This window comes from Pseudomonas neustonica, from assembly GCF_003797945.1.
Lineage (GTDB): Bacteria > Pseudomonadota > Gammaproteobacteria > Pseudomonadales > Pseudomonadaceae > Halopseudomonas > Halopseudomonas neustonica.
The window spans coordinates 1-2,873 of sequence record NZ_RKKU01000061.1; the positions used below are offsets into that span (position 1 = coordinate 1).

Annotated in this window: 2 protein-coding genes; both read left to right on the forward strand. The window is 45.5% G+C overall.

The window, feature by feature from the left end; translation table 11 throughout:
* Positions 1–99 precede the first annotated feature (99 nt).
* On the forward strand, positions 100–1,320 hold the full coding sequence (locus EF096_RS20045; protein WP_158611329.1) for a DUF3987 domain-containing protein: 1,221 nt from the start codon (positions 100–102) through the stop codon (positions 1,318–1,320).
* Between the two features lie 272 nt (positions 1,321–1,592).
* Positions 1,593–2,309 carry a YagK/YfjJ domain-containing protein gene (locus EF096_RS21050; protein WP_123891504.1) on the forward strand — a complete coding sequence of 239 codons (717 nt, stop codon included), beginning with the start codon at positions 1,593–1,595 and terminating at the stop codon, positions 2,307–2,309.
* Positions 2,310–2,873: the final 564 nt, after the last annotated feature.

A 2,873-nucleotide genomic window follows, 5' to 3' on the forward strand; every position in this document is an offset into this window, starting at 1 on the left:
TCGGTCAGCCACCTGTTTGACGGCTTCAATTTTAAATTCTTCGGTGTAGCGTGAGTTGCTCATTGGACCTCCTGGGTGCCTCGATTATAAGGCCTGGAGGTGTCTACGAAACTAGGGGCGATTCAGTATGTAGAAAAAATGGCCACCTATGAGGCTGAAACCGAAGTTTTCCAGGACGCGGTAAAAGTCTTGAGGAAGAAAATATCAGGCAGACTGAAAAAGGAACTAAATGTCGATGATTTGAAGTGTCAACTAGTGGAATTGAGGAGGCACAAGCCGAAAAAGCCAAGAAAATTTCAGATGATTTTTGAGGATGTGACAACTGAAGCAATTGCTCTTGAGTTGAACCATGGATGCGGGAGCGCAGCTCTGGTATCTGATGAAGGCGCCACCATCTTGAATGGCAGGATTGTCCAAGATTTACCACGGCTTAATAAGCTTTGGTCGGCTGAGCCTTTCAACGTTACTCGGAAAAGTTCCGAGAGTTTCACCGTAAGTGATGCGCGCTTGACGGTCTCTTTAATGGCACAGCCAAGCGCAGTAGATAAATTCATGAAGAAGAGAGGAGATGAGTCACGGGGTATTGGTTTTTTAGCGCGCTTCCTGGTGTGTAATCCAAGTAGTTCGCAAGGTACAAGGCTGTTGAGGGGAGCACTTGAAGGAGATTGTGATGGTTATCAAAGCTACCTTCAAAGAGCTAATGAAATACTCCGTGCGACAAAGGGTAATATTGAAAGCACGAGAACTGATAAGAAGATACTTCGTTTTACTGAGGAGGCCAAGAGTTACTGGGAGTGGCTGTACAATAAAATCGAACAAAACTTAAATATAAATGGGAGATTTCAGTATGCGAGGGACCATGGGTCAAAACTCGCTGAAAATATTACTAGGATTGCCGCACTGTTATCTTGCATTGAGTATGGAGAGGATCAGAAGATATCGGTTAGAGTTCTTAAAGATGCAGAAATTATGGGCTTTTTCTTCTCTGACGTTTTTTTGCGGTACTTTGAGTCGACTCCCGAATATGTGAAAGATTTGGCGGCGCTTAGAGATTATCTTCAAAGCGTACGGGATGATGGTCGTCGCTTCGTTAGGAAAAATAAGATTCGCCAAAGCGGGCCTTCTCGCATGAGGAATAAGCTTGTTCTCGATGATAGCTTGGGTGAGTTGTCTCGACTTGGCGAGATCTCTGTTCTTATTGCCCATAACGGCATGCTGGTTGTTGATTTATACCCGTGCCTTCCTCATGACGATTTCCAGTGGAATAGTTTCTGTTTGGAAAACAAAATTCAGGTCTCTGTCAATGCCAGCTTGTTGTAATGTCAATGCCTTTTTTCGATTGAAGCCCGATACTCCTGATACAAATATCAGGAATATCAAGGTTTTTCGGTCTTCGCGTAACGCCAAAGGTTAATATTTAATAATTTTTGATTTTTCTATTTATCGTTGCGTCTTGCTGTGCTTGGCAGGGAGTTTGGGGTGCTTGCGAGTAATCCTGCGTGCGGTTAATAGTAATATTGTATTTTGATGCGTCAGCATTTTTTAGTGTTGGCTTATTAAGAATAGGTGTAAAGGGTGATTAGGGGTTGTTGATGATCAAACATTTAGAAACACAGAGGAAGAGGGTGGTGGAGAATACAAACCTTAGTCTCCACCATGATAATCTATATCATGGTCTGCCGGTACAGACATCGGCAGGCCCTTTGGTAAAAGAATGGTTAGAGAGAATTAGACTAAGTATTCTGGAGCAGCTAGCAAAACATAGCCGAGTTCTAGCCCTTAGAATCGATCTCAGGTTTCCGGCTAGTTATTGGGGTTGTGAGGAAGGGTTTCTTGGGAATGAGTTTCTACAGTATTTTAGAGCCCATCTTAAGCGAGACCTTGACCGGCTCCCTGCGAGTAGGAATCATGACTTAATGGTCTTGTTCGCTCGGGAGTATGATAAGAATGAGCGAAAACCACACTTTCACCTACTTATCCTTTTAAATGGGAATGCTATTCGGGGGACTGGAAAGTGGGATTTATCATGTGAAAATCTTTATACCCGCCTTCATGAGGCATGGGCTTATGCACTCGGCATGAGGGCGCCCGAAATTCAGGGCTTGATTCAGTTCGCCAATGGGAGTGCACTTGAGAGCATAGGGCAGAACTACGTTCGTCATGGCTCGATGCTTCTGCAAAGAGGAGATTGGCAGATGTTTCAGAATCTATTTTGGGTAAGCTCTTACTTGGCGAAAGTGGAAACCAAAAACTTCCATGACGGTTGTCGTTCTTTTGCTTCTCCGCGTCTGAAGTTTACCGACTGGTAACTTCAGGCTTCTGCGTAATCCTGAGTACAAGGCTCGGTGATCGTTCTATTTGGTCACCGAGTTTCTGCCCTTGGTTGTCTACAGGCATTTTTTAAGGAGGCCGTGTGATCCCGTGGCCGGCCTCCTCAGCTTATCTCATGCCCTTTAGGCGCGCTGTAAGATCACTCTTGTTGATGAAGATGCATGCATCGCACCGTCGGGTTTCTCAGCACCTATGAGTTGCCAGCTCTCTAGCCGCCCCGAACCTGATTTAGTGGCAATTCCACCCAGTTCCAGTCTTTTAAGCTTTCTTCTGCAATCCGTAACCACAGGGCGATGCTTTGTTTAAAGTCTGATTGGTGGCTCTCCGGCCGTATCTGTAACCCATCAGGTAGTCGTTAATGCATCTTTCGTGGCACCACATCACAGCGCACGTCAAAACTATACTGGGGTTTTTGAGTGGGCGGCGGCAAAAACTGAGTGCAACACCTGACCTTTCCGGTACGGTGCTGCCCTATGTCTTATTCCGAACTCAGCGTTGCAGAGCGTGCCACCATTCAAGTTAGTCATGCCCAAGGCCTCAGC